The organism is Sulfurimonas sp. (genome assembly GCF_050296975.1).
Lineage (GTDB): Bacteria > Campylobacterota > Campylobacteria > Campylobacterales > Sulfurimonadaceae > Sulfurimonas.
This window is the reverse complement of sequence record NZ_JBNKRX010000014.1, coordinates 1-19,885: the sequence shown is the minus strand read 5'-3', so window position 1 is coordinate 19,885 and position 19,885 is coordinate 1. Positions and strand designations below refer to the sequence as shown.

Annotated in this window: 21 protein-coding genes; 10 read left to right on the top strand and 11 right to left on the bottom strand. The window is 33.2% G+C overall.

Annotation, left to right across the window (positions count from 1 at the left end):
- Positions 1-172 precede the first annotated feature (172 nt).
- From gatC to ACQY56_RS04680, 3 genes are read left to right on the top strand one after another with little or no spacing between them, the layout of a single operon-like run.
- Positions 173-463, top strand: coding sequence for an Asp-tRNA(Asn)/Glu-tRNA(Gln) amidotransferase subunit GatC (gene gatC, locus ACQY56_RS04690; RefSeq protein WP_428739337.1), 291 nt, complete (start codon positions 173-175; stop codon positions 461-463).
- Positions 464-466: 3 nt separating this feature from the next.
- The gene (locus ACQY56_RS04685) at positions 467-808 is read left to right on the top strand and encodes an arsenate reductase family protein (protein ID WP_428739338.1); all 342 of its coding nucleotides are present in this window, start codon (positions 467-469) and stop codon (positions 806-808) included.
- Positions 805-1,908, top strand: coding sequence for a type IV pilus twitching motility protein PilT (locus ACQY56_RS04680; RefSeq protein ID WP_428739339.1), 1,104 nt, complete (start codon positions 805-807; stop codon positions 1,906-1,908). The genes ACQY56_RS04685 and ACQY56_RS04680 overlap by 4 nt, the downstream gene beginning before the upstream one ends.
- 3 nt (positions 1,909-1,911) lie before the next feature.
- Here the strand turns inward: ACQY56_RS04680 and ACQY56_RS04675 are convergent, their stop codons facing one another.
- The 5 genes from ACQY56_RS04675 to ACQY56_RS04655 are packed head-to-tail and all read right to left on the bottom strand — an operon-like array spanning position 1,912 to position 7,830.
- Positions 1,912-2,904, bottom strand: a complete 993-nt coding sequence (locus ACQY56_RS04675) for an SAM-dependent methyltransferase (RefSeq protein WP_428739340.1) — start codon at positions 2,902-2,904, stop codon at positions 1,912-1,914.
- Positions 2,905-4,116: a TolC family protein gene (locus ACQY56_RS04670; RefSeq protein ID WP_428739341.1), complete on the bottom strand. Its 1,212-nt coding sequence runs from the start codon at positions 4,114-4,116 to the stop codon at positions 2,905-2,907.
- Positions 4,073-5,254 (bottom strand): aminotransferase class III-fold pyridoxal phosphate-dependent enzyme, encoded by a 1,182-nt coding sequence (locus tag ACQY56_RS04665; protein WP_428739342.1) that lies wholly within the window; start codon positions 5,252-5,254, stop codon positions 4,073-4,075. Before ACQY56_RS04665 ends, ACQY56_RS04670 begins: the two co-directional genes overlap by 44 nt.
- A 33-nt stretch (positions 5,255-5,287) precedes the next feature.
- Positions 5,288-7,030 (bottom strand): molybdopterin-dependent oxidoreductase, encoded by a 1,743-nt coding sequence (locus tag ACQY56_RS04660; protein ID WP_428739343.1) that lies wholly within the window; start codon positions 7,028-7,030, stop codon positions 5,288-5,290.
- 2 nt (positions 7,031-7,032) lie between these two features.
- On the bottom strand, positions 7,033-7,830 hold the full coding sequence (locus ACQY56_RS04655; protein WP_428739344.1) for an HlyD family efflux transporter periplasmic adaptor subunit: 798 nt from the start codon (positions 7,828-7,830) through the stop codon (positions 7,033-7,035).
- A 139-nt stretch (positions 7,831-7,969) separates the two neighbouring features.
- On the opposite strand from ACQY56_RS04655, the gene ACQY56_RS04650 reads away from it, so the two are divergent.
- Positions 7,970-8,914 carry a chemotaxis protein CheW gene (locus tag ACQY56_RS04650; protein WP_428739345.1) on the top strand — a complete coding sequence of 315 codons (945 nt, stop codon included), beginning with the start codon at positions 7,970-7,972 and terminating at the stop codon, positions 8,912-8,914.
- A 60-nt stretch (positions 8,915-8,974) separates the two neighbouring features.
- Here the strand turns inward: ACQY56_RS04650 and ACQY56_RS04645 are convergent, their stop codons facing one another.
- Genes ACQY56_RS04645 through ACQY56_RS04635 form a run of 3 tightly spaced genes read right to left on the bottom strand, consistent with a single transcriptional unit; the run spans position 8,975 to position 12,364 of the window.
- Positions 8,975-10,312, bottom strand: a complete 1,338-nt coding sequence (locus ACQY56_RS04645; protein WP_428739346.1) for a sodium ion-translocating decarboxylase subunit beta — start codon at positions 10,310-10,312, stop codon at positions 8,975-8,977.
- A 4-nt stretch (positions 10,313-10,316) separates the two neighbouring features.
- Entirely contained in the window at positions 10,317-12,122 is a 1,806-nt protein-coding gene (locus ACQY56_RS04640) for a biotin/lipoyl-containing protein (protein WP_428739347.1), read from the bottom strand.
- An 8-nt stretch (positions 12,123-12,130) separates the two neighbouring features.
- On the bottom strand, positions 12,131-12,364 hold the full coding sequence (locus tag ACQY56_RS04635) for an OadG family protein (protein WP_428739348.1): 234 nt from the start codon (positions 12,362-12,364) through the stop codon (positions 12,131-12,133).
- Between the two features lie 183 nt (positions 12,365-12,547).
- Between ACQY56_RS04635 and ACQY56_RS04630 the strand changes: the two genes are divergently transcribed.
- Positions 12,548-12,844, top strand: coding sequence for a hypothetical protein (locus tag ACQY56_RS04630; RefSeq protein WP_428739349.1), 297 nt, complete (start codon positions 12,548-12,550; stop codon positions 12,842-12,844).
- An 8-nt stretch (positions 12,845-12,852) separates the two neighbouring features.
- Positions 12,853-13,023: a hypothetical protein gene (locus ACQY56_RS04625; RefSeq protein WP_428739350.1), complete on the top strand. Its 171-nt coding sequence runs from the start codon at positions 12,853-12,855 to the stop codon at positions 13,021-13,023.
- Between the two features lie 4 nt (positions 13,024-13,027).
- Here the strand turns inward: ACQY56_RS04625 and ACQY56_RS04620 are convergent, their stop codons facing one another.
- Positions 13,028-13,540, bottom strand: a complete 513-nt coding sequence (locus tag ACQY56_RS04620) for a hypothetical protein (RefSeq protein WP_428739351.1) — start codon at positions 13,538-13,540, stop codon at positions 13,028-13,030.
- Between the two features lie 103 nt (positions 13,541-13,643).
- Complete coding sequence (htpG, locus tag ACQY56_RS04615; protein ID WP_428739352.1) at positions 13,644-15,536, bottom strand: molecular chaperone HtpG; 1,893 nt, start codon at positions 15,534-15,536, stop codon at positions 13,644-13,646.
- 192 nt (positions 15,537-15,728) lie between these two features.
- Here htpG and ACQY56_RS04610 point away from each other — a divergent pair, with 192 nt between their 5' ends.
- Both ACQY56_RS04610 and ACQY56_RS04605 read left to right on the top strand, forming a co-directional pair.
- Complete coding sequence (locus tag ACQY56_RS04610) at positions 15,729-16,697, top strand: hypothetical protein (protein WP_428739353.1); 969 nt, start codon at positions 15,729-15,731, stop codon at positions 16,695-16,697.
- On the top strand, positions 16,698-17,537 hold the full coding sequence (locus tag ACQY56_RS04605; protein ID WP_428739354.1) for a hypothetical protein: 840 nt from the start codon (positions 16,698-16,700) through the stop codon (positions 17,535-17,537). It begins immediately after the preceding gene.
- On the opposite strand, the gene ACQY56_RS04600 is transcribed toward ACQY56_RS04605, so the two are convergent.
- Positions 17,534-18,508, bottom strand: a complete 975-nt coding sequence (locus ACQY56_RS04600; RefSeq protein WP_428739355.1) for a polysaccharide deacetylase family protein — start codon at positions 18,506-18,508, stop codon at positions 17,534-17,536. The two genes, ACQY56_RS04605 and ACQY56_RS04600, sit on opposite strands and share 4 nt — an antisense overlap.
- A gap of 41 nt (positions 18,509-18,549) precedes the next feature.
- Here ACQY56_RS04600 and ACQY56_RS04595 point away from each other — a divergent pair, with 41 nt between their 5' ends.
- Both ACQY56_RS04595 and ACQY56_RS04590 read left to right on the top strand, forming a co-directional pair.
- On the top strand, positions 18,550-18,870 hold the full coding sequence (locus ACQY56_RS04595; RefSeq protein WP_428739356.1) for a hypothetical protein: 321 nt from the start codon (positions 18,550-18,552) through the stop codon (positions 18,868-18,870).
- Positions 18,867-19,736 carry a DUF808 domain-containing protein gene (locus ACQY56_RS04590; protein WP_428739357.1) on the top strand — a complete coding sequence of 290 codons (870 nt, stop codon included), beginning with the start codon at positions 18,867-18,869 and terminating at the stop codon, positions 19,734-19,736. The genes ACQY56_RS04595 and ACQY56_RS04590 overlap by 4 nt, the downstream gene beginning before the upstream one ends.
- Positions 19,737-19,885: the final 149 nt, after the last annotated feature.

Genomic DNA, 19,885 nt, shown 5'->3' with positions numbered 1-19,885 from the left:
TCTTTTTGCCCTACGGGAAGCATAAAAAGAGGCAATCTTGCATAAAAAAATATTTTCACCTTAACTACGGTTAGGCTGAAAAATTTGTTTTACACAATCTTACCTCTTTTTATACTTCTCATATCTTTGTATAGTTTTGCAAGAAGTCTAATTATATTTTATAGGAACTTTAATGCAAGTTGATGACAAACTATTAACTAGACTAGAAAAACTATCTTATTTAAAAGTAGCAGACGATAAACGTGCAGAGATTGTAGAACAACTCTCAGAGATTGTTAGCTTTGTTGACAATCTTAGCGAGTTAGATACAGCTGGAATTGACCCTACATTTGCTATGAATAACAATCCTACTCCACTAAGAGAAGACACTCCACAATGTGATACTGAGATTAATGATGAGATTTTACGCCATGCACCACAGAGTTCTGAACACTTCTTTATAGTACCAAAAATCATCGAGTAATATATGATAAAAGTATATGGTATAAAAAATTGTGACAGTGTAAAAAAAGCACTTTCTTTTTTAAAAAAGCATAATTTAGCGTATGAACTATATGACTTTAAAATAGAGCCATTACCATGTCAAAAAATAGACACTTGGTTAAAACAAGTTTCAATGAAAGAGTTATTTAACTCAAGAAGTACTACATATAGAAACTTAAAACTAAAAGAGTTAAACCTCGATGAAGATGGACAAAAAGAGTGGCTTTGTAAAGAAAATCTACTGATTAAACGTCCAGTTATTGAAGTAGATGATAAAATAGTTGTCGGTTTTAATGAAGAAAATTATAAAAGGAGTTTTCTATGAGTGAAGAGTTACAATCTCAACCAGCCCAATCAAGTCAAAAGTTAGATATTAAAAAACTTTTAAAAAGTGTTATGGCGTTTAAGTCATCTGATTTACACCTTGTTGTTGGAAGTGAGCCACAAATAAGGATCGATAAGGAGCTACGTGCACTTAATCTTCCTATTTTAAGCCATAAAGATGTTGAAGAGATGGCGTATTCTCTTATAGAAGATAAACAAAAGAAAGAGTTTGAAGAGAACAATGAACTTGACTTCTCTTTTGAACTTAAAGATATTGGACGTTTTCGTGCGAACTACTACCGAACTATCCATGGTATTGGTTGTGCATTTCGTATGATTCCTATTGATATTCCAACACTTGAAGAGTATGGGAATCCTCCAATTTTTAAAGAGTTAGTTAAAAGGGAAAAAGGTCTTATCTTGGTAACTGGACCAACAGGTTCTGGTAAATCTACAACCCTTGCTTCAATGTTGCATGAGATCAACATGACAGAGCGTCGTCATATTATCACTATTGAGGACCCTGTTGAGTTTGTGCATACAAATATCAAGTCACTCTTCTCTCAAAGGGATGTTGGAAGCAATACAAAATCATTTGCCACGGCTTTAAAGTACTCACTCCGTCAAGATCCAGATGTTATCCTCATTGGGGAGATGAGGGATGCTGAAACAATTGGTGCAGCACTTACAGCTGCTGAGACTGGTCACTTAGTTTTTGGAACGCTGCATACAAACTCTGCACCTGGTACTATCAACCGTATTATCGACGTATTTGATGGTGAAGAACAAGCGCAAGTTCGTGCACAACTTGCTTCTTCTCTTGTTGCTGTAATTTCACAAACACTTATTCCAAGAATTGGTGGTGGAAAAGCTGCAACACAAGAGATAATGATTACAAACCCAGCTATTTCAAACTTAATTCGTGAAGATAAAGTTCACCAAATCTACTCACAAATGCAGCTAAATCAAGGTGAATCTGCAATGACGACTCAAACACAGCAACTTCTTTTACTCATGCAGAAAAAAGTTATCTCTAAAGAGAATGCTATCAAAAACTCTAACAGACCAGAAGAGTTGATGAAAGTTATTGCAAACCTTTAAAATTTAGGAATTTTTCCTAAATTTCATCATCTTAAAACGCTCACCCATCAAATTTGGCATAATGAGCATCTTCACTTTTTCCATCTCTTGTTTATAGATTTTTTCATCTACATTTTTTTGTAACATCTCCATAAGTTCTAGTATCCCCATATCTATTAAAGAAACCATTTGAGGGACACATTCTATAAACTTTACACCTGCTTCTTCATAAGCATCTTTTACATGTCCAAACGTTACATCATAAGTGATGTCCGAAGTACCAAAAAGTGCTTCTCGATCAAGATTGTCTTCAAAAAATGGATACACTTCATGTTTTGCATAAATGCGTAATGAAAAGTCAGGACGAGCTTGCATCTCACCATAATCAAAGCTCATAAACTCAAACTGCTTGGCAGAAGATGCCATCTCTTTAGCAAACTCTTCATAGCCTACTGCGATCTCACCTCTGTCTTTATGATATTTTGCAGCTTTTTCATTTACCCAGTCATCTTTTACATCAAAACTTATTGTATGTCCATCTACACGAGCTGAATTACCTTTAAAGTAAAGTTCACAAGGAAAAGCATCAAAAATTTCATTTGCTATGAAAAATGCACTTTGACAATGAAGTTCTGAGAGTGATTTGTAATGAGTCAGTTTTACAACATCACCAAATGATTCTTGAAAATAGTTTCTCTGTTGCTCTTGAAGTGCATCAAATCGCTCAATTATTACAAAGTTTAAAGTGGAAAGTAACTTAGGTCTTAATGTGTAAAGAAATTCACATACATCTGCTAAAAAATAGCCATGATGTGCACCAATCTCACAAATAACTCCATCAGATGCTAAAAACCCTTCATCTACCAAAGAGATGATATGTTTTGCTATCGTTCCACCAAAAAACTTACTTGTACTTACAGCAGTGTAAAAATCCCCTGCTTTACCAATATTTTTATATGTTGTGTAGTAGCCATTTTTTCCATAGAGCCACTCACCCATATACTCACTAAACTTCATTTATTCACCATTATTTACATACATCTCATACAATGTTAAAAGTTCAAGTTGTTTATCGATCTCATAAATTTTAGTATCTATTTTTTGAATATCTAAAGAGTTTTGTAAGTTTTCAACATCATACTCTGTTTTATAACCAGCATCATACAATGACTTTGTATCATCTAAAAGTTTTGCATAGAGTTCCATGTTCTCACTACTAAGTTTGATCTTTTTATCTATATTGTCAATATTATGTAAAACTTGCTCAAATGTTTTTGTAAGTTCAAGTTTTTTATCCTCTTGAACTACTTGAGATTTCAAATAATCTATACGTACTGAAGCGATATCGTTAAACATATTGATATCAAGAGGCATTGAAACACTTACACCATAATTGTAATAATCTCTCTCTCCATCTGTTTGAGAAAATAACTGTCCTTCACTCTTTTGCCAGTTGTATCCAGCATTAAAACTCACTTGTGGAAGGTATTTTGCGATTGTTACATTTTTATAGTATCTATCTTTTTCAATTTGAGACTCATTTTGTTTTAAAACAATATTGTTTTTTAAAAAATCTTCCTCTTTGATAAATTCCAAATAAGGAATAGGTGCTTTTGTATAGTCAAGATCACTTAACACTTGAAACTGTGTTATAAGTTCCTCTTTAGAGTTTTGAATATCAAAAAGTGCTTGTTTTACCACATTTCGCTGGATAATAGCATCATCTAAAAATCCAGAGTCAAGTCTTCCACTAAGATATTCTTCTTGTTTTTGTGCAAGATTAATATCTGCATTTTCTATTTGTAAAACTTGGCGCTTCTCTTGTAGGTCCGCTTTTTTTAATTGCATCAAAATAGATACCGTGTCTTTAATCATCTTTCTTTTTGCTACATCAATAGTATAGTCATTATAGAGTTTTAGAGCATTCGCATAACGTATACCATAATATATCCCCCCACTTTGAAAGATAGGTTGACTCATTTTAATCGCAGCATTTTGTGTCGTTTGCTCGGTCCCATAAGGGTCACTTTTAGAGTAACTATAACTAAGCTGTAATGGAGCTATCCAACTATCTCTGAGTTGTGAGCTTTCTTCATCATTTTTATTATAATCATAATCAAACTGCTTCTTTTTTAGGTCTGAAAGATACGTATCTAGTGAAGCGTTATTTTCATTTGCTAGTAAGCTAAAGCTTACTAACAGCAGACTCAAGAGCGTTAAAGCCTTCATCAATCTCCTCTTCCGTAATAGTTAATGGTGGTAAAAATCGCAAAGTATTTCGCCCAGCTTTTAATACCATCACACCATGTTCTCTTGCACTTTTTATAACATTTGCTAAAGTATCGCCATCTTTTGCACGCAGTCCGTACATCATCCCAAATCCAACTTTTTTTGTAAAAAGATCAGTATGTTTTTTATAGAATTTTTCTAAAGCATTATTGAAATAAAGTGCAGTAAGTTCTAAACTACCATCTCGTTTTTTTTCATTTAAGATATCTACCACTTCACATATTGCACGTGTACTTAAAAAGTTTCCACCAAAAGTTGAGCCATGATCTCCAGCACTAAACACGCCTTTTAACGAGGTCATTACGACACCAACAGGCACACCACCACCTACACCCTTTGCTAGAGTGATAATTTCTGGAGATATTCCATATGTTTGTGAAGCTGTAAACTCACCAACACGATACGCTCCAGTTTGCACTTCATCAATAATAAGTGGGATATTTTTGGCTTTTAAGAATTTTTCTAATGCTTGTACTTTTTCTTTATCTTGTGGTTCAACACCACCCTCACCTTGAATAAGCTCAATCATAACTCCAGCCGTATGATCATCAAGTAATGATTCAATTGCATCGATCCCATCAGCATATACAAAACCATCTGGAAATGGTCCAAAATAGTTGTGCATATCTGCTTGACCAGTTGCTTTTACAGTTGTAATAGTACGTCCATGAAATGAGTGATTGAGTGTAATGATTTTATATCGCTTAATTGCACCATCACGCTCACCATGTTTTCTTGCGATCTTAATAGCACCTTCATTTGCCTCAGCACCACTATTTGCAAAAAAGCACTGCATATCGTACCCACTTGCCTCTACTACTTTTTGTGCAGCGAGTGCTTGTGGTCCGATATGATACAAGTTTGAGATATGCGTAATGTTTGAGAGTTGCTCACAAAGTGCACGAGTAACACGCTCATTTGCATGTCCAACAGAAACCACACCTATCCCAGATGTAAAGTCTATATATTTTTTACCTGTGTTATCAAATAACGTTGCATTTTTTCCACGCACAAACTCTACATCTGCACGTGCGTACGTTGGTAAAACATATGTTTTATCTAATTGTTTTATATCCATAAATTTTTTTCCATTTTTTTATTAAAATTATAACTAAAAATCTCTCAGGATTGAGACCATATTTTCTTGATATACTGCACATTTTCCATCATAGGAGTGTTGTGAAGATGTTAAGTTATTTACACCTTGCGTCCCACTATATATCAGTATACAATCATCTCGTAATTCTGGCATGATTTTTACCTCTAAAACTACTTCACCATTTTGTGAAGTAATCTTTACTTTTTCTTTAGCCTTGATCCCATGTGAATCATTGATATACACATGCCTATCTCGATTAAATTGTGAGTTTAAACTTTGTGAAGATTTTGAAGTAATGAGATGTAGTTTTCCATCCTCATTCTCTTTTATACTTTCCAATTCATCTAAAAATACAAACTCACCATCATCTGTATCAAAACCATCTTTATAAGGGGTGCTCTGCCTATTTTCTACCTCAAAAACTCCATCAATACTCATAACACCAAAGTTTTTAAAATGCTCTAAATACTCTTGTTCTGTTTTGATCTCAATACCAAAACTATCACATAAAAATTTTGCTAAATCATACTCGCTAATCCCTATCTCACTCTCAACTTGCTTTGGCATAAGAGAGAGTGTGTGATGTGCAAAAGAAGTGCGAACATCATCTTTTTCCAAAAAAGTTTTTGCAGGGATTATTAAATCTGCACACTTACTCGTTTTATTTTCCCAAAGTCCAAAATAGATCACATTTTTTGTATGAAAAATGCTATTGTTTACACGTGAAGTATCTGGCATTTGAGAGAGTGGATTAGCACCTTGAATAAACACACTCTCAAATTCATCAAAAGCAGTATTTACCTTTGAAACTCTTTTTGCTTTTGTATTGAAAGGAGAGAGTATATTTTCTTTAGAATTGCCAAGATATGCAACACCACACCCCTCTTTCCCAAAAAGTCCAAGCGCCACTGCAAAAGCATCAATTGAGCGCATAACATCTGCACCATCAGTATATTTTTGTATACCTACCCCACATACAATAGCTACTTTTTTATCTTTGAGCATCTCTAAAACAGCACCAATATCACCAAGTGTTAACCCCATAATATCTAATGTTGCTTTTATACGTATAGATTGTGTAAGTTCATAATACTCTTCAAACTCACTTGCATATTTTTTTATAAATTCTTTATCACAAGAATCTTCTATATGCAAAAATCGAGTAAGTAACATTGCAAAATAGATATCTGTATGTGGTTTTAGTTGTACATGATAATCGGCCATTTTTGCTATTTGAGTTTTTACAGGATCAATCACTATAATCTTTTTGTTTTTCATCAAAGGGAGCAGATGGGATGAGCTTACATGAGGATTTCGTCCCCAAAAGATAACTATATCAGACTTTGCTATCTCAGAGTACGGCATATTTTTATTGCTACCACGCCCTTGTAATATCCCAGCTTCCCCTGCACTATCACATAAACTTCCATCAACCAAAATATTACCATTTGAAGCAAAAAAGTGCTCTAAAACATCTTGCATAAGTCCAAAATTTCCATGGCTTTTATAATGTAATAATTGCTGCTTAGGAGTCTGTCCTATAATCTTTTTAAGCTTTTGAAGTGCTTCATCTAAAGAGATCACTTTGCCTTTATAAGTAGGTTGTGTAATGCGCTCAAAATTTTCATAATGGTTTAAATGTGGGCATAAAAAACCGTGTGTATGCCCCCCTTGAAGCCCTTTTAATTTTCCACTCTCATAGGTCATTTGACATGCATCATAACAATCAAGCGGACAGGCTGTAGTGTTACTCATTCTTATTTATCTTTTAATTCGATTTTTGCAAGTTTAGAAAATACTTTTGGTGAGTCGATGACAATTTGCACTAAATATTTAGAGATATTTTTTTCGTCAGCAATACGTAAAACACGTGTTGGCTTATATGATGTTTTTTTCTCATCTATATAAACCACTTTTTTATCTAAAGTATTGAGTTCATCCTCCGTTAAATAGATACTCAAAAGCGCTTTTGAAACATCTGCCACTTTTGCAAGTGCTGTCCCAGCAGAAACAACTTGACCAACTTTAACATCAATCGAATAGAGTATAAACCCTTTATCATTTAAGTTTTTATCTTTAATGATTTTATTTAATTGTTTTTCACGCAACTGTAAATCTGCTAATTGAATTTTTAAATTATTAATCTCTTTTTGCGTTGATAAAGCTGAATTTCTACTTGCTACTAAATCATAAAATTCATTATCTTTTTCTATTTTAGATTTTATTTTTAACGCTGCTACCTTTTCGTAGTTTAGCTCTTTTTTTTCTAATGATAAATTTAAATTTTTAAGTATCTTTTTATTTACTTCTATTGTGTCTTGAGTGAAAGTTATCTTCTCTTTTACATCGTTGAGTTCATCTTGATCTAATGTATCATCTATTTTAATGTACACTTTTGAACCAAGTTTTTTTCCTAACATATCTTCAGATGTATCAAGTACCTCACCAGAAACGTTTGAGCTAATATTTCGAATCTCATAAGGTTCCACTTTTGAGTAATACACTTGTGAAAATGCCAGTGTACTCATCAATGCCAACATCAAAAATGATTTCATTCTATTTATCCTTTAAACTTCTTGCAAGAAGTCTTTTTTAAAAATTCTGTTTATTTTATCATCCCAACATTAACATTCAAGCATATTTCATTAATATTTTGGTACTATTAATCAATTTTAGAACAAATGGAGTACTCCTATGGCTTTTTTAGATAATGTTGATGCAGCTACTAATCTTGCGAAAAATAATGAACTTCAACTTCTTGTATTTCGGGTAAGTGAAGAGGAAGACTCTGCATACTACGCAATCAATGTTTTTAAAACAAGAGAAGTTGTAGAATCTAAGAATCATTTTCTAACTCAAATTCCTTCATCTCATCCACTACTAGAGGGAACAATTATCCTCCGTGGTTTGCAAATTCCTCTTTTAAACTTACCAAAGTGGTTAGGTGTAAATTTATCCAAAGCAGATATAGCAAACTCTGACATTCTTATTTGTGATTTTAATGGAGTTATTATAGGTTTACGTATCATGTATGCATATAGAGTTATCAAGAAGAACTGGAGTGAAATGCATGCACCAGATAGTTATAGACTTAAAGATGATGGTGTAGTCATTAACGATACACGACTCGAAAATGGAAGTTTATGTTTAGTACTTGATTATGAAAAACTTTTAGCTGATGTAATCCCTCAAGCACTCGTTGATATCAATAAAGATACAGAGATGCTCAAAGATATGCAACTCCCTCAAAAATTAAAACAAGGAACTGTTTTAATAGCAGAAGATTCAAAAACTGCACAAAAACACCTCAAACAAATCTTTGAAAAAGCACATATCAATATGATTCTTTTTGATAATGGAAAAAAACTTGTTGAACATTTAGATTCTTTAAATGAAGATGCACTTAACTATATATCTGCTGTTGTTACAGATATAGAGATGCCTGAGATGTCTGGTTTTACGGTCATCAAACTATTAAAATCAGATCCTGCAACAAACAAAATTCCTATTGTTGTCAATAGTTCTATGACAGGAGATAATAATAAACGTGAGGCAGAGTCTTTAGGTGCAGATGGTTTCATAGATAAAACCAAAAGTCATAATATCATCCCGCTCATCGCATCGTTAATCAAAGAGTAGTTTCAAGAAAAAGAAAAGAAGTATTTCAGATGCAAAAACTGCATCTGAATAATTTCACTCTTATTGAAATAGTGAAATCAATACACCAGCTGCAACAGCTGAACCAATAACACCTGCAACATTTGGACCCATTGCATGCATCAAAAGCATATTTGTACGGTCATACTCCATACCAACCTTATTTGATACACGAGCAGCCATAGGTACTGCAGAAACTCCTGCTGAACCAATGAGAGGATTGATTTTGTGACCTGGGAATAGATTCATGATTTTTGCCATGATTACACCTGCAGCCGTACCTACACCAAATGCAACTATCCCAAGAGCCATAATAAACATGGTTTCAGGTACTAAGAACTGATCAGCTGCTAGTTTAGAACCAACACCAAGACCTAAGAAAATAGTTGTAATGTTAATCAGTGCATTTTGCAATGTATCATTTAAACGCTCAACAACACCTGATTCTTTTAAGAAGTTACCAAACATAAATGCACCAATTAGTGGCGTAGACTCTGGCAATACTAAAATAGCAAGAACAAGAACTAAAAGTGGAAAAACAAGTTTTTCTAAACGAGATACATGACGTAAAGTTGTCATTTTAATTTTACGCTCTTTTTCGCTTGTCAATGCTTTCATAATTGGAGGTTGGATAATAGGTACCATAGCCATATAACTATAAGAAGCAACTGCAATAGCACCTAAAAGTTCAGGTGAAAGTTTTGTAGCAATAAAGATAGATGTAGGACCATCTGCTCCACCAATGATTGAAATTGCTGATGCTTGTTTTAATGTAAAATCAACAAATCCCATTTGTGCTAAAACAACAGCACCAACAAGTGTTCCAAAGATACCAAATTGTGCAGCACCACCAAGTAATGCTGTTTTAGGATTTGATAAAAGTGGACCAAAGTCTGTCATTGCCCCAACACCCATAAAGATGATAATCGGGAACATCTCATTTGAAAGTCCCATGTGGTAGATTACACCAAGAAAACCATGTTCACCTGCGATGCCTGCAACTGGAATGTTAGCTAATAATCCACCAAATGCAATCGGTAAAAGAAGTAATGGTTCAAACCCTTTTGCAATTGCTAACCAAAATAGTAAAAATACTACTAAGATCATAATTACACGCCCAATACCTTTGTGAAAATCACTCATCTTTTCACCTTTTGAGTTTAACTCATCTGGATCAGGATGAACAAGAGCAACCACACCTGTTGACTTTAAAAAGCCAGAAATCATTTCACCAAGTGGTTTTGTATGGTAAGTTTCTTCTTGATGTGTGCTTACTGCAGCATCTGTTGCAACCGCTGCTTGATGCTCTGATGCAACAGCAGCAGTGCTAAATGCAAAAAGCATCATAAAGGCCAGTAGTTTCAGTACAATATTCTTCATAAGCTTAACCTAGTACTGCTACTACTTGACCTTCAACTACTTTATCGTTTGTAGCAACATTGATTGTCTTAATTACACCACCACGAGGAGCAACCACATCAATCTCCATTTTCATAGATTCTAAGATTAAAATCACATCACCTTCATTTACACTTTGCCCTGGATTAGCAACAATTTTCCATACATTTCCTGGTAAAAGTGCTTTGATTGGGTCACCCTCACCTGAAGTTGCTGCAGGAGCTTGAGTTGACTCAGCAGGAGCTGCACTTTCACCATTTACTGCTGTTACTTGGATATCACCATCACCTTCTGCTACTTGTACACTAAATTTTTGTCCATCTACTACTACTGTATAGTTTCCGCTCATCTCTTTATTACCTTCCTTACAATCTTGTTTCATTTGAGATATTTTTCTAACGTTTAGTTCACCTTCACCTTTAAGGAAAGCAATACCTTTTTCTTGACATGCTGCTGCAATGAAGATATTTTCTTCAGTGATTTCAAGACCCTCTTCTTTAAGAACATTTATCCAGCTCTCTAAAGATTTTGCAGGATCAGCGTCAGCTAGATCAAGTGCTTTTTCTGTAGTAGGTTCTAATCCTAACTTTTCAGAAGCGATTTTTACGATTTCTGGATCTGGTGCAACTGGAGTTTTACCAAAATATCCAAGTACCATTCTTCCATAACCCGGTGCGATAGCATTCCATGGACCTTGCATTACATTGTTAAGTGCTTGTTGGAAATAAAATTGTGAAACTGGAGTTACAGATGTACCATATCCACCTTTTTCAACAACCTCTTGCATTGCAGCAATTACTTCTGGGAATTTATCCATAATTCCATTATCACGCATCATTTGAGTATTTGCAGTGAGTGCACCACCAGGCATTGGTGAAAATGGGATAATTGGAGAAACCATTGTAGCTTCTGGTGGTACGAAATAATCTTCTAAACATCTTTGAAGCTCTTTTTGGTATGTTAAGATTTTACCAATCTCTAAACCACCAAGATCAAAATCCATCCCTTTAGTAGCATGAAGCATTGTAAGGATATCAGGTTGACTTGTTCCACCACTAACAGGTGAAGCAGCTAAATCGATACCATCGGCACCAGCTTCAAGTGCAGCCATATAAGCAGCAACGGAAACACCAGCTGTTTCATGTGTATGTAAACGGATGTGAGTATCATCTGGAAGAAGTTTTCTAGCCATAGAAATAGTTTCATAAACTTTTTGTGGATTTGAAGTACCAGATGCATCTTTAAAACAGATACTATCATACGGAATACCACTATCTAAAATATCACGAAGAGTTTTTTCATAAAACTCAACTGTATGAGCACCGTGACAACCTGGTGGCAGATCCATCATTGTCACGACTGCTTCATGTTTTAACCCATGGTGAGTGATTCTCTCAGCCGAGTATTTTAAATTTTCTACATCATTTAAAGCATCAAAGTTACGAATAGTTGTCGCACCATGTTTTTTAAACATTTTAGCATGTAGATCGATAAGGTCCTTTGAACCTGTGTCTAACATAACAGTATTTACACCACGAGCTAAAGTTTGTAAATTTGCTTCAGGACCTACGATTTTACGGAATTTATCCATCATCTCAAACGCATCTTCTCTTAAGTAAAAGTATAAAGATTGAAATCTAGCACCTCCACCAAATTCATAATGCGTAATTCCAGCCGTTTTGGCAGCTTCAACTGCTGGAAAGAAATCATCCATTAAAACACGACCACCAAAAACTGATTGAAAACCATCTCTAAATGTCGTATCCATTATATCTATAAATTTTTTAGCCATTCTTGTCCTTACCCTTCTCTATGGTATTTTATAGCTGCGCTAATCGCTGCGACTATTTTTTTATTGTCTTGCTTTGGTGCATCTGGAACTCCATCTACACTAGCTTGTGGTTCAGGGAAAAATTTATGCACTATTGAAGACATTGCATTCATACATAATATCATGATTATTAAAAATGCAAATACAGTCCCCATTCCTAAGAACATAAACTTAAAACCCTCCATTACGAGGTTCGTTTCCATAAAATTTACCTTTTTCCATAATTTGTCTTTGTAGTATAGTAAAAAGATGTTTAAATAAAGTTTTCAATCATCGTTTAGTTTCAAATAATTTACAATACTGTTACTTTTTTGTTCTAAAAAAATCATAAAGATATTTTAGATAAACTGTCGATAACAATAAAGATTTTTTTGTAGGGATAAAATATGATAGTTGGTATGTACGAGCAAGATTTTGTAGCATATGTGATTTTTGGACTTATTTTAAATTTTGCTTTCTCTATTTTGTTTGGTCTTTATTTGAGTAAAAATATCGGTATGAAAGAGATGATAGAGTCTAAAGGTGATAAAGAACAGTCTGTTTTAGTAAGCTTGACTCTTTTTGTACCTTATGCAAAAATGATGGTTACACTTTATAGGGTTGCAATTTTACAGTTTTACTTTCTGAATAAAGGGCACTCTCATAAAGAGTTTTGGATATACTTAACACATAATTCAAAATAAGGGTACATATGCATGATTTTAAATTAAAACTAGTTCTCAGTGTACTGAGTGGGATAGTTTTTTCATTTATCTTTATCATTCTTGCTTTTGCCCTCCCTATCAAAGATAGTGAAGCGATCGCTATAAAAAAACCTAAAGGAAAATTGGAGCAAATTGCTCACTCTTTAAAAAATAGATAAGATTTTAAGAAAGATTACTTTTTATTTCTAAAAGTCGGATTGTGTAGTATGCTCGTCGTGGTTTGAGTTTTATAGCACAATATTTTAAAGCCTCTAAACACTCTACAAGATACTCTAATTCATCTTTTTTCATTAATTCATACAATAACACTTGCGCATCTTTGATACGGAGATTTCTTGCTACGCCTAAGTTTTTATGTGCTAACTCTCTAAATGGTGTATAATCAAGGGTAATATGATTTTCCTGAGAGTTTTGGAGTTTTTTCATATAAGCTTCAAACTGGACAATTGCTTTAATAACTTGCTCAACATAATCCTCAACAAGTTGCTCAACTAGTTCTTGATCCAAACCTAGCTCTTCTATAGCTTCTGTAGGATCATACTTATAACCTCGTACTCCTAGATGAGAAAGTTTTTCACATAAGATTTCATCACATACTTGATTTGCTTTATTGAACAATTCTAAATAACTGTCTGTTTTGACATTTTTTACAAAGTAGTTTATCTTCTCCAACATTAGGGTAAAGATAGCATATTTTTATATAAAGTATTATTTTTGATAGAAAGTGTTTTAATATATTTTTGCAGGGTGCTACAAAAACACCCACAAATTTTTGTTGTTAGAGTGCTTTTGCAATGATTCTGTTAAGTCTTGTAACAAAATCTGCAGTATCTTTGAGTTCTTGACCATCAAAAAGTTTTGCTTGATCGAGCAGTACATGTGCTGCATCTGCAATCAAGTTTTGATCATTTGAATCTTTTAATTTTTTGATTAAATCATGGTTAGGATTTACTTGTAAAATAGGAGCTGGTTCTGGTACATCACCACCTTGTCCCATCTGTTTCATCATTTGTGCCATCATGTATGATGGATCTTCTTTGTCTGCTTTGATCGCAACTGCTGATTCTACAAGTTCAGGGGCTACTTCAACAGATTTTACCTCTTCACCAAGTAGCTCTTTGATCTCAGTTGTAAAGCTTTCATACTCTTTGCCCAGTTCTTCTTTAGCTTTTTTATCCTCTTCACTCTCTTCAAATTTCGCATCAGTTACATGGACTAGTTTATACTCTTTATACTCTGTAACCATTGGAAAGATGATCGTATCTACTTCCTCATTTAGGATCAGCACATCGATATTTTTCGCTTTAAATTTCTCTAATACTGGAGATTTTTTAAGCATATCAAGTGAAGACTTTCCAGTGATGTAATATATCTCTTTTTTCTCTTGATCTACATTTGCCACAAACTCTTCGATTGTAGTTTGCTCAGCACCGTTTAAAGTATGAAATTTTAGTAGTTCTAAAATCTTTTCTCGATTTGCAAAGTCATTGTAAAGTCCTTCTTTCAGAACATTTCCAAATTCTTTGTAAAATGTATCGTATTTTTCAGGCTCTTTTTTCATCATTTTTGCAAGTTCTGAAAGTACTTTTTTTACAGATGCATTTTTAATCTTTGCCATTACTGCATTGCTTTGTAAAATTTCACGAGAGACATTGAGTGGTAAATCTTTAGAATCGATTACACCACGTAAAAATCTCATATATGTCGGCATCAACTCTTTTTCATCATCTGTGATAAATACACGATTGATGTAGAGTTTGATACCAGATTGATAATCCACTCTATAGATATCCATAGGTGCTTTGTTAGGGATGTAAAAAAGTGTTGTATACTCTATAGCACCCTCAGCTTTGTTATGCATCCAAGTTAACGGCTCTTCACTAGAGTGTGCGATCGTTTGATAAAAATCTTTATATTCTTCATCACTTACTTCAGATTTTGCAATACTCCAAAGTGCATTTGCTTTATTGATCTGCTCATTTTTTACTTCTGTTTTACTTGGTTCAGTCTCATTTCCTTCATCATCAGTTTTTGCAGGAATAAAATCTTCTTTATCCATAAAGATTGCAAATGGAATATGATTAGAGTATTTTTTGATCAAAGATTCAAGTCTATAAGTCTCAGTAAACTCTGTTTCATCGTCGTTTAGAAAAAGTTTTATCTCAGTACCATGAGACTCTTTAGCTGCCTCCTCTATATCAAACTCACCAGAACCATCACTTACCCAAGTGAATGCCTTATCTTCTCCTGCCTTTCTTGTAGTAACTTCAACTTTATTTGCTACCATAAACGCTGCATAAAAACCTACACCAAACTGCCCAATTAGTTGAGAGTCTGCTTTTTGATCACCACTTAAAGACTCTAAAAACGCTTTTGTACCAGACTTTGCAATCGTACCTAAGTTATTCATTAGGTCTTCTTCATTCATCCCTATACCACTGTCAATAATAGTTAAAGTTTTTTCATCTTTATTTGGGATTAGATCGATACGTGGATTGAAATTGATAGTTTTATATGTATCGTCTGTTAAATGGAGCATATTAAGTTTATCTAGTGCATCTGAAGCATTAGAGATAAGCTCACGTAAAAAAATCTCTTTATTTGAATAAAGAGAGTGAATCATAAGATTTAAAATTTGATTTGCTTCTGTTTGAAACTTATGTGTTGCCATTTGTTTTCCTTTTTTTAAAAATTTTTGTGATTTTAACAAAAAAATGTAAATGGATGAAAATTGTATCAAGAAAGTTTAGTCATAATGACTAAACATATGTTTTTTATTTTTTTTTATTTTTTTATACTAAAATAAGAAAGAATTTTATACACTACAACAATTCGAATTTCACAAAGGACAAACATGAAGAAAATGGCACTAAATATTCTGTTTATATTGGCCCTTATAATTGGTTTTAATGGATGTGGTGGTGGAGGTGGTTCATCAGATAGCACATCAATAAGCTTAACATTTCCAAGTGATGCTGTGGAAGCTGAACCTACACAAGAAAATGCTCAAGAAGTTGCTCAAACGACTGCAGAACAAGATCCTACCGCAGATTTAACTAGCTATACAATTAACAGTGTAAGTAATACAAAAATAGGAGCACTTCAGGTAAGTAATCAGCTTGTAAAAATTGCAAAAGATAAACTCTCTAAAATTGATACACAAACTTATACTTTAAATGAAACTATAAATCAGACCTATAGTTGTGACACTAGTGGTTCGTATTCTATTTCAGGTTCAGGATCTGAAACTGGTGGTTTTACACTGACTGCAACTTTTAATCAATGTAATGATTATGGTGAAATTACTAATGGCTCATTAAGGGTATCTGCTTCAAACTATAGTAATGCATATGAGGATTATCTAAACTATAATTTTCAATACTTAAGTACTTATACTATGACTTCAGGTTCTTATCAAATTAGTATTGCTGCAGGAAGTTATCTGAGAATGACACTCAATAATTACGATACTATTTATGATACTCCATCAAATTATGATTTAGCAATTTCAATAATTATCGAAGTTGATGGATTAAAATATGGTATTAAAGATGCAGTATTCAATTATGACATAGATGAAGCAACTAGCACACTGATTTACACACAAACACAAGGGAGATTTTATCTTGGAACTGAACTTGCAAAATATGTTGATGTAGATACGTCATACACCCCACCTGTAGAGTTTACTTACCAATATGGAATTTTAGAGAGTGGAAGTGGTCACTACATCATGGATAATAATGCAACACTTGAAATAAATGCAACAGGTAATAATACTTATACTGCAACAATTGATGATAATGGAACTATCTCTACACAAAGTTACTAATTGTTTCGATCTCTCTTTTTAACACTTATATCGGTACAAATGTGTGCCGATAGTGTTGCTATTTTTTTAGAAGATCAAAGCAGTGAATCTTCTTATATAGTTAAAGCACCTGAGTTTCAACTAGAATCAAAACTGATCTTTCCAAAACACTTTAATACTTTAGGTATCTCTTATAACTATTCATATCTTGACTATGATTTTGCTATATCGACCCACTTTTTACTTCATAGTTCAGATCAAAAAGGAGAAGACTTTGACTGGAAAAATGGTGAGCTAACAGTCTACTCAAGTTCAACAGATATACTAGATAGTTATCAACATTACAAATTCCAAATCTCAAAAAAAATTTCTCCAGAGTTTTCACTAACAGCAGCTTTTGTTTATAAAGATACACAAGAGCATTGGAGTAATACAAAACAACAAAACTATATCACAGACACTACTTCACAGCTTACAGAAACGACACTACAATTTTCACAAACTTTTTACACATATCTTCTAGGTATGACGTACTCTAAAAAGCTTTTTTCAGAGTTTTCAGTCCACTTTAATCCATCTTTTACATACAGTTATATTGATACAAAAGATGTTCATATTGTACGTAACTTTTATGTTTTTCAGAACGCTCAGGCATTTGGGTATGATCTAAAACTATTGCTTCAAAAAAAATTAACAGAGAATTCTACTTTGGGATTAAATCTTCAATATAGCAATGTCAAGGATAAACAAACAGACATGTCTTACTATTATATAAGTTCTGGAAATCATTTTGCAACATACCCTTCATCTTACCAATATAACGATTTTAAACTAGGTCTCAACTATATGTACACATTTTAGTGTTTATCTACCCACAAATAACTAAACCAATACCATTTACCCTTTTGTGCTTTAGCTGTACATGTATATTTTTCTCGTCGTGATGTAAATTTTTCTTTTGCTTGTATTTGAAATGTAGTTTCATCTTTCCAAGTAACATCTATCATCTCTCCACTTGATAAAAAACATCCTATATTTAAATGTTTTTTGAGTTTTATTTGTAATGATGGAGGGGTTTGTGTCTCATCAGCTTTAACAGATTCAATAGGTAAAGGCAGGGTATTTAACTTAAGTTGAAATCCTTGTTTGGTAGCAAACTTTTCAGACATAGGATAGCGAGGAATTTCATGAAGATTTTCTTTATAGAATACTCCTGATGTTTGTGTAATGCCTATATAACCATTCTTTTGTAAATATTGTTGTATATCAGTATCATATTCTCCAAATGGATACGAAAACATTTTAGGATTTTCATTAGTATCGTCTCCTAATTCTTCATGCAATCTTTTTTGTGCTTGTTTAATCTCTTTGTCAAGAATATCTTTCTTTTGGATTAAGTACGGATGTGAAAAAGAATGATTGGCAAACTCAACACCATATTTTTTCATCTCTCTCATTTCATCCCAACTCATATAATTTTTTGAAAGTCGATCTATTGGTTGTGTATTTACAAAAACACAACATCTATAGTTATATTCTTTTAACATAGGAAATGCCACTGTATATACTGATTTATAGGCATCATCCATTGTCAGAGCAATGCTCTTTGGTGGTAACTCTTTGTTTTGTTTTAACAAGTTTATGATTGTAGAAAGTTTGAGTACATTATAATTATTTCTATGTAAATACTCCAGTTGTTCTTTGAACTGCTCTTTTGAAATATTAGTTGATGGATATTTATCATTACCAAAGCGATGATAAGTAAATACAACAGCATGTGTATCTGCAAAACAATTATAGATGATAAATAATAATAAAATAATTTTTTTCATTCTTAGAATTATACTCCATCTCTTTAGCTATAATACCATACATGAATAATATAGATTTTATAGAGATGATGGAACCAACTCCAAAACTACTTTCAAAACGTTGTAAAATAATTGCATTTTTGATAAGAATCATTTTACAGTTTAGTATATACCCTGTAAGTACTATTATTTGGTACTATTATGGTTGGTTTATCGGAGTTTTAACGCTTCTTTTAGGATTTGTAATCGTTGGTATTATTCGATCAAAGCTTCGCAACGATTCCATTCCTGTTAAACAAAGAGAATATAACTATAACGATCAAGGCATAGCTACTTGGTACACTGCAAAACAGTTTTGCTACCCTGAGGAGATAAAAAGATGACAGGTGGATTTTTTGCTGTATTTGATGATATAGCTACATTATTAGATGATGCAGCTTCTATGACAAAAGTAACTGCTCAAAAAACAGCAGGAATTTTAGGGGATGATTTAGCAGTTAATGCACAAAAAGCTTCTAACTTTGCGGCATCTCGTGAGATTCCTGTGCTTTGGGCTATTACAAAAGGTTCCTTTATAAACAAACTTATCATCTTGCCACTTGCATTTTTACTTAGTTATTTTGCACCTTGGGCGATTATTCCTATCCTTATGTTAGGTGGAGCATATTTAGCTTATGAAGGTGCTGAGAAGATACTAGAGTGGATACTACCTCATAAACACCATGAAAAAATACAATTCCAGCAAAACCTCTGTGAAGACGAGATATTAAAAATAGAAAAAGAGAAGATAAAATCAGCAATCAAAACAGACTTTATCCTCTCTATTGAGATTGTAATTATGGCTTTAGGAGTAGTTATAGATGAAACATTTACAACAAAGCTCATAGCTGTAACTATAGTAGCATTTCTAGCTACTATTGGTGTATATGGAATTGTTACAATGATTGTACGTATGGATGACTTTGGATTTAAACTCATTGAACTTGCAAAAGAGGAGAAAAAACTTTTAAAAGCGATAGGTTTAGTACTTGTAAAATCTTTACCAAAGGTGATTAAAGCACTTACTATTGTGGGAACTTTAGCGATGCTTTTAGTAGCAGGTGGCATCTATATGCACAACCTGCATCAAGTGCATGAGTTTTTCCATTTCATGCCATCAATCATTGCAGAAATTTTCATTGGTGTTATTCTTGGAGCTATAGTTTTAGGAGTTGAAAAGCTCTTCTTTTATATCAAAAATCATATCTAATTAATTGCTTTTCACCATATTAGAAGTTTTAGCATAAAAGACTTTGACATCAAAGATATCATTATAAAGTCTTTGATCTTCATAGACATAATCATTTTTTTCAATAAAACGAACCATTTGTAAAAGAGCATCCACAAACACTACTTTTT

Coding starts and splice junctions, on each gene's coding strand:
- ACQY56_RS04635 (WP_428739348.1), bottom strand. CDS start 12,364: ATGGAAACGAACCTCGTAATGGAGGGTTTTAAGTTTATGTTCTTAGGA.
- ACQY56_RS04600 (WP_428739355.1), bottom strand. CDS start 18,508: ATGAAAAAAATTATTTTATTATTATTTATCATCTATAATTGTTTTGCA.
- ACQY56_RS04685 (WP_428739338.1), top strand. CDS start 467: ATGATAAAAGTATATGGTATAAAAAATTGTGACAGTGTAAAAAAAGCA.
- ACQY56_RS04660 (WP_428739343.1), bottom strand. CDS start 7,030: ATGAGTAACACTACAGCCTGTCCGCTTGATTGTTATGATGCATGTCAA.
- ACQY56_RS04595 (WP_428739356.1), top strand. CDS start 18,550: ATGAATAATATAGATTTTATAGAGATGATGGAACCAACTCCAAAACTA.
- ACQY56_RS04675 (WP_428739340.1), bottom strand. CDS start 2,904: ATGAAGTTTAGTGAGTATATGGGTGAGTGGCTCTATGGAAAAAATGGC.
- ACQY56_RS04670 (WP_428739341.1), bottom strand. CDS start 4,116: ATGAAGGCTTTAACGCTCTTGAGTCTGCTGTTAGTAAGCTTTAGCTTA.
- ACQY56_RS04650 (WP_428739345.1), top strand. CDS start 7,970: ATGGCTTTTTTAGATAATGTTGATGCAGCTACTAATCTTGCGAAAAAT.
- gatC (WP_428739337.1), top strand. CDS start 173: ATGCAAGTTGATGACAAACTATTAACTAGACTAGAAAAACTATCTTAT.
- ACQY56_RS04620 (WP_428739351.1), bottom strand. CDS start 13,540: ATGTTGGAGAAGATAAACTACTTTGTAAAAAATGTCAAAACAGACAGT.
- ACQY56_RS04655 (WP_428739344.1), bottom strand. CDS start 7,830: ATGAAATCATTTTTGATGTTGGCATTGATGAGTACACTGGCATTTTCA.
- ACQY56_RS04680 (WP_428739339.1), top strand. CDS start 805: ATGAGTGAAGAGTTACAATCTCAACCAGCCCAATCAAGTCAAAAGTTA.
- ACQY56_RS04610 (WP_428739353.1), top strand. CDS start 15,729: ATGGCACTAAATATTCTGTTTATATTGGCCCTTATAATTGGTTTTAAT.
- htpG (WP_428739352.1), bottom strand. CDS start 15,536: ATGGCAACACATAAGTTTCAAACAGAAGCAAATCAAATTTTAAATCTT.
- ACQY56_RS04625 (WP_428739350.1), top strand. CDS start 12,853: ATGCATGATTTTAAATTAAAACTAGTTCTCAGTGTACTGAGTGGGATA.
- ACQY56_RS04590 (WP_428739357.1), top strand. CDS start 18,867: ATGACAGGTGGATTTTTTGCTGTATTTGATGATATAGCTACATTATTA.
- ACQY56_RS04665 (WP_428739342.1), bottom strand. CDS start 5,254: ATGGATATAAAACAATTAGATAAAACATATGTTTTACCAACGTACGCA.
- ACQY56_RS04640 (WP_428739347.1), bottom strand. CDS start 12,122: ATGGCTAAAAAATTTATAGATATAATGGATACGACATTTAGAGATGGT.
- ACQY56_RS04630 (WP_428739349.1), top strand. CDS start 12,548: ATGATAGTTGGTATGTACGAGCAAGATTTTGTAGCATATGTGATTTTT.
- ACQY56_RS04645 (WP_428739346.1), bottom strand. CDS start 10,312: ATGAAGAATATTGTACTGAAACTACTGGCCTTTATGATGCTTTTTGCA.